Annotated in this window: 5 protein-coding genes and 1 pseudogene; 3 read left to right on the plus strand and 3 right to left on the minus strand. The window is 65.7% G+C overall.

The window, feature by feature from the left end; genetic code table 11:
* The first annotated feature begins 25 nt into the window (after positions 1-25).
* Positions 26-814 carry an aldolase/citrate lyase family protein gene (locus IV113_RS06515; RefSeq protein WP_291081955.1) on the plus strand — a complete coding sequence of 263 codons (789 nt, stop codon included), beginning with the start codon at positions 26-28 and terminating at the stop codon, positions 812-814.
* Positions 815-839: 25 nt separating this feature from the next.
* Positions 840-1,727 (plus strand): annotated as a pseudogene (gene glxR, locus IV113_RS06520) (2-hydroxy-3-oxopropionate reductase); the annotation flags it as partial.
* A 25-nt stretch (positions 1,728-1,752) separates the two neighbouring features.
* Here glxR and IV113_RS06525 read toward each other — a convergent pair.
* Positions 1,753-2,307, minus strand: a complete 555-nt coding sequence (locus IV113_RS06525; protein ID WP_291081958.1) for a glycine zipper 2TM domain-containing protein — start codon at positions 2,305-2,307, stop codon at positions 1,753-1,755.
* 110 nt (positions 2,308-2,417) lie between these two features.
* Complete coding sequence (locus tag IV113_RS06530; protein WP_291081960.1) at positions 2,418-3,275, minus strand: Crp/Fnr family transcriptional regulator; 858 nt, start codon at positions 3,273-3,275, stop codon at positions 2,418-2,420.
* Positions 3,276-3,474: 199 nt separating this feature from the next.
* Here IV113_RS06530 and IV113_RS06535 point away from each other — a divergent pair, with 199 nt between their 5' ends.
* Complete coding sequence (locus IV113_RS06535) at positions 3,475-3,960, plus strand: acyl-CoA thioesterase (protein WP_291081962.1); 486 nt, start codon at positions 3,475-3,477, stop codon at positions 3,958-3,960.
* 34 nt (positions 3,961-3,994) lie between these two features.
* Here the strand turns inward: IV113_RS06535 and IV113_RS06540 are convergent.
* A partial coding sequence (locus IV113_RS06540; protein ID WP_291081964.1) for a copper-translocating P-type ATPase occupies positions 3,995-6,000 on the minus strand: 2,006 nt, incomplete at its 5' end.

A 6,000-nucleotide genomic window follows, 5' to 3' on the forward strand; every position in this document is an offset into this window, starting at 1 on the left:
CCTCCACCCTTGTCAAGGAAGCCCCATGAGACCCAACCGCCTGCGTGAAATCTGGGCAGCCGGTGGCGCCGTCGTCAACGGCTGGCTGGCGATTCCCAACAGCTTCTCGGCCGAGACCATGGCCCACCAGGGCTGGGACTCCTTGACCATCGACCTGCAGCACGGCGTGGTCGACTACCAGGCCATGGTGACGATGCTGCAGGCCATCAGTACCACCGAGACCGTTCCCGTGGTGCGCGTGCCGTGGCTGGAGCCGGGCATTCTCATGAAAACGCTGGACGCAGGTGCCTACGGCGTGATCTGCCCCATGGTGAACACGCGTGAAGACGCGCAGAAGCTGGTGGCCTACACCCACTACGCGCCGCGCGGCACGCGCAGTTTCGGCCCCGTGCGCGCCCTGCTCTACGGCGGCGCCGACTATCCCCAGCACGCCAACGACACCATCGTGACCTTCGCGATGATCGAGACGGCGCAGGCGCTGGACAACCTCGAGGACATCCTCTCGGTGCCGGGCCTGGACGCGATCTACATCGGCCCGTCCGACCTGTCGCTGGCGCTCGGCTGCAAACCCACTTTCGACGACCTCGACTCCAAGGCCGCAGAGGCCGTGGAGCACATCCTGGCGCGCGCCAAGGCGCACGGCCTGGTGGCCGGCATCCACAACGGCTCGCCCGAGGCCGCGCTCAAACGCATTGCCATGGGCTTCCAGTTCGTCACCGTGAGCTCGGACGCCCGCCTCATGGCCGCCGGTGCTCAGCAGGTGATGGCCACCATGCGCGCCGCCCAACTTCCCAAAACCGAAGGCGGCTACTGAGCCCGCCCGCACACCAGAAGGACAACACATGAAGATTGGATTCATTGGCCTGGGCATCATGGGAACCCCCATGGCCCTGCACCTGGCCTCAGCCGGCCACCAGCTGTACGTGCACACGCGCAGCCAGGTGCCCGAAACCATTCAAGCCGCGGGCGGCGTGCGTTGCGACAACGCCGCCGCCGTGGCGCGCGAGGCCGAGGTGGTGTTCACCATGGTGCCGGACACCCCCGACGTGGAAGCCGTGCTGTTCGGCGAGAACGGCGTGGCGCAAGGCATCGGCAAAGGCAAGGTGGTGGTCGACATGAGCTCGATCAGCCCGATGGCCACCAAGACCTTCGCCAAGAAGATCAACGACCTCGGGGCCGACTACATCGACGCGCCGGTGTCGGGTGGTGAAGTGGGCGCCAAGGCCGGCTCGCTCACCATCATGTGTGGTGGTGACGAAGCGGTGTTCGAGCGCGTGCGTCCTCTGCTGGAGCTGATGGGCAAGAACATCACGCTGGTGGGCGGCAATGGCGACGGTCAGACCACCAAGGTGGCCAACCAGATCATCGTGGCGCTCAACATCGCGGCGGTGAGCGAGGCGCTGGTGTTTGCCAGCAAGGCCGGCGCCGATCCGGCCAAGGTGCGTCAGGCGCTCATGGGCGGGTTTGCCGCCAGCCGCATTCTGGAAGTGCACGGCGAACGCATGATCAAGCGCACGTTCAACCCGGGCTTTCGCATCAAGCTGCACCAGAAAGACCTGAACCTGGCGCTGCAAGGTGCCAAGGAAATCGGCGTGTCACTGCCGCAAACCGCGAACGCCGCGCAGCTCATGCAAGCTTGCGCCGCGCACGGCATGGGGGATCTGGATCACTCGGCCCTGGTCAAGGCGCTCGAACTGATGGCCGGGCACACCGTTTCGCCAGACTGACGCTGGCGAAACAGCCCCGGCCGACTCAGGATTTGGCCGCGGGCGCCGGTGGCGTGGTCACCACCTCGCCATCCTTCACCGGCAGCGTGGCACCCGGCTTGAAGGAGGTGCGCACCGTGCCGTCTTTGCCGTCGAGGCGGTAGGTCACGTTGTAGCCCACCAGCTTCTGCGACTTTTCGTTCACGGTCTTGCAGCGCTGTTCGGACGTGGTCACCACGTCTTTTTGCTGCATGTTCTTCTGAACCTGGTTGCCGGCATAACCGCCGGCCGCGGCACCCGCCAAGGTCGCCACGGTCTTGCCTGTGCCGTTGCCGACGGCGCTGCCCAGCAGGCCCCCGGCCAGACCACCCACCACCGTGCCGGCAATGCGGTTCTGGTCTTTCACTGGCGCCGTGCGTTGCACCGCCACGGTCTCGCAGCGTTCGCGCGGAGTCACCACCGTTTCGTTGATCTCCTTGACGGCGACCACGTCGGCGAACTTCGGCTGCGTCAGCGCCCTATAGCCGGTGACGCCGCTCGCCCCCAGCACGACCATTGCCAGACCACCCACGGCGATACCCTTGATCATTGACTTGTCCATGTGCTCATCCTTTTTGAAGTTGAGGCAATCTAACCGGCTTTGACAACCCTTTGACGACTGCTTGTGACAAAAGGTGTTTCCTCCGGTATCCCCCGCCCCATCACCCGATGTCAGCCGATTCGCATGCCGGTATGGCGAATCGTCCATTGCTCAGACTCGTCAACGGGCGCCGGTGGCAGAAGCCGGTCGCATTCGAGCTTTACCACGGCATAACATTCGCAGGCACGGTCCTCCAGACCTTGACGGTCGAGCACCTCGATGCGACCGCGCGCGTAGCGAATGAGGCCGTCGCGCTGCAGCGCCAGCGCCACCAGCGTGACGCTTTCGCGTCGCACGCCGAGCTTGCTGGCCAGCAGCTCCTGTGTCATCTGCAGGCAATTGCCCTTCACCCGATCCAGGTTCAGCAGAATCAACCGGCAGACCTGTTGGTCGACCGAGTGGTGCCGGTTGCACAGCGCCGTCTGCGCCACCTGTGTCAGCAAGGCTTGCGTGTAGCGCAGCAGCAGTTGCATCACCGCGCCGCCCGCGTTGAGCTCGTCAATGACGACCTGGCGATTCATCCGGTAGCCCTGCCCGGCGCTTTGCACGACAGCGCGGCCGTTGGTGGAGATGCCGCCCATCAACAGGGGCACACCCACCACACCGTCGTTGCCAACCGTGGCGAACTCTGCACAGGCGCCACTGGCTGTGAGGTTGAGCAAAGAGACGATGGCCGACGTGGGGAAGTACACGTGGTTCAGGTCACTGCCCGATTCGTACAACACCTGGCCCAGTGGCATGTCGACCAGTTCCATCTGATGGGACCAGCGTTCCCAGTCGCTGGCGGGCAGCGCGGCGAGCAAATGATTGGTGGGTGTACCTGACGCGAACCGCTCATGCGGCGCGCAGCAATGGTGCGACGACAGGCCTTGGCGGGCAGGTGTGATGAACTGCAGGGGTGTGTGCAGGGTGGTAGAGAGGGCGTGCATGTGAACTTGCTCCTGAATGGCTGATGACTTCAGTGTTCAGTACCGCACGCAGGTGGTCTGTCGGCGCGCAGGGCAGATGCGGGTAGGACAGGGCCTACACGACCGCCGCCATTGGTCGTGAGGCATTTCTAACCAGCCTGCCGATCCGGGCACAATCCGCGCCTGCAGCACCTTGCTGCGCCGCAACGAGAACCCGACCATGGATCTGCCCACCCACCAACTCGCCATGACGGTGCTCATGACGCCCGACATGGCCAACTTCTCGGGCAATGTGCACGGCGGCACCATCCTCAAGCTGCTCGATCAGGTGGCCTATGCCTGTGCCAGCCGCTACGCGCGCAGCTACGTGGTCACGCTGTCGGTGGATCAGGTCATGTTTCGCCAGCCCATCCACGTGGGCGAACTCGTGACCTTCATGGCGTCGGTGAACAACACCGGCACCTCGTCCATGGAAATCGGCATCAAGGTGGTGACCGAAAACATCCGCAACCAGGTGGTGCGCCACGCCAACAGCTGCTTCTTCACCATGGTGGCCGTGGGCGACGACGGCAAGCCGGTGGCGGTGCCGCCGCTGGAGCCCGCCACACCCGACGAGCGCCGCCGCAACGCCGCGGCCAAGGTGCGCAAACAGCTGCGCCAGGAGTTCGCGAGCCGCTTCGACGAACTGCGAACCACGCCGGGCTGAGCGGTTCCCCTGAGCACTCAGGCTGCGCGCGATCTCAGGATTCCCGGATGGACGCGGCCCGCAAGCGCAGCGCATTGCCGATCACCGAGGCCGAGCTCAGGCTCATGGCCAGGGCCGCGATCATGGGTGAGAGCAGCCAGCCGGTGAAGGGGTACAACAAACCCGCAGCCAATGGAATGCCCAGCGCGTTGTAGACGAACGCGAACGCCAGGTTCTGCTTCATGTTGGCCACCGTGGCCACCGACAGGGCGCGGGCCGTGGCGATGCCACGCAGGTCGCCTTTGACCAAGGTCAGCTGTGCGCTGTTCATGGCCACATCGGTGCCCGTGCCCATGGCAATGCCCACGTCGGCGCGGGCCAGCGCTGGCGCATCGTTGATGCCGTCGCCTGCCATCGCCACCACGCGGCCCTCTGCCTGGAGCTTCTCCACCAGTTTGAGTTTGTCGGCCGGCTTCACTTCACCATGAACCTCGTCAATGCCCAGGCGCTGGCCGACCGAGCGCGCGGTGGTCAGGCCATCGCCCGTGGCCATGATCACGCGGATGTTGGCCTGGCGCAGCGAGCCGAGTGCGTCGGCCGTGGTGGCCTTGATCGGGTCGGACACGGCCAGCAGACCGGCCAGCACCTTGTCGGCCGCGAGATACATCACGCTGGCGCCCTGTGCACGGAGTGCTTCGGCCTCGCTGGCCAGCGGTGACACGTCCACACCCAGTTGCTGCATCAGCGCCGTGTTGCCCAGGGCCAGGGCCTGGCCACCCACCCTGCCCCGCACCCCGATGCCGGACTCCGAGTCGAACTGCTCGGGCTTGTCCAGCGCAAGCCCTTGTTGCTTCGCCGCGGTCACGATGGCGGCGGCCAACGGGTGTTCGCTGCCCTGGTCCAGGCTGGCGGCGAGGCGCAGGACCTCGTCTTCGGCAAAGCGCCCGAAGCCGATGGCGCGCTCGAAGGTCGGCCGCCCTTCGGTCAGGGTGCCAGTCTTGTCGACGATGAGCGTGTCGACCTTGCGCAGGTTCTCGATGGCGGCGGCATCGCGAAACAGCACACCGTGGGTGGCGCCACGACCGGTGGCCACCATGATCGACATGGGCGTGGCCAGCCCCAGCGCACAGGGGCAGGCAATGATGAGCACGGCCACCGCATTGATGAGCGCATGCACCCAGCTCGGCTCGGGTCCGAACCAGCCCCAGACGAAAAAGGTGAGCAACGCCGCCACCACCACACCCATCACGAAGTAGCCCGCCACCTGGTCGGCCATGCGCTGCATGGGCGCGCGCGATCGCTGCGCCATGGCGACCATCTGCACGATCTGCGAGAGCACGGTGGCCGATCCCACATGCTCGGACTTCATCACCAGGGCACCGCTGGCGTTGAGCGTGGCGCCGATCAGCTTGTCGCCCACCCGCTTGGTCACCGGCAACGGCTCGCCGGTGAGCATGGATTCGTCCACCGCGCTGCTGCCTTCGACCACCGTGCCATCGGTGGGAACCTTCTCGCCCGGGCGCACGCGCAGCAGATCGCCCACATGCACATGGGCCAGCGGCACGTCTTCCTCCTGCCCGTCGGCCGTGATGCGCCGCGCGGTCTTGGGTGCCAGCCCCAGCAGCGAACGAATGGCCGCCGAGGTTTGTGAGCGCGCCTTGAGCTCCAGCAGTTGCCCCAGCAAGGTGAGCGAGATGATCACCGCCGCCGCTTCGAAGTACACCGACACCCGCCCCATCGAGACAAACGACTCGGGGAACACCTCGGGAGCCACCGTGGCCACCACGCTGTAAACGAACGCCGACCCGGTGCCCAGGCTGATCAGCGTCCACATGTTGGGGCTGCGGTTCACCACCGACTGCGCGCCACGCACAAAAAACGGCCAGCCGGCCCACAGCACGATGGGCACGGTGAGCACCAGTTCGACCCAGCTCTGGGTTGCCATCTCGAACCAGCCAAGGCTGTGGCCGAACATGGCCAACACGGTGACCACCACCGTGAGCGGGAGGGTCCACCAGAAGCGGCGCTGGAAATCCAGCAGTTCGGGGTTCTCGGCCTCGT

Origin of the sequence: Hydrogenophaga sp. (assembly GCF_018780385.1) — a bacterium.
In the GTDB taxonomy this organism is placed as follows: Bacteria; Pseudomonadota; Gammaproteobacteria; order Burkholderiales; family Burkholderiaceae_C; genus Hydrogenophaga.

Coding starts and splice junctions, on each gene's coding strand:
- IV113_RS06515 (WP_291081955.1), top strand. CDS start 26: ATGAGACCCAACCGCCTGCGTGAAATCTGGGCAGCCGGTGGCGCCGTC.
- IV113_RS06525 (WP_291081958.1), bottom strand. CDS start 2,307: ATGGACAAGTCAATGATCAAGGGTATCGCCGTGGGTGGTCTGGCAATG.
- IV113_RS06530 (WP_291081960.1), bottom strand. CDS start 3,275: ATGCACGCCCTCTCTACCACCCTGCACACACCCCTGCAGTTCATCACA.
- IV113_RS06535 (WP_291081962.1), top strand. CDS start 3,475: ATGGATCTGCCCACCCACCAACTCGCCATGACGGTGCTCATGACGCCC.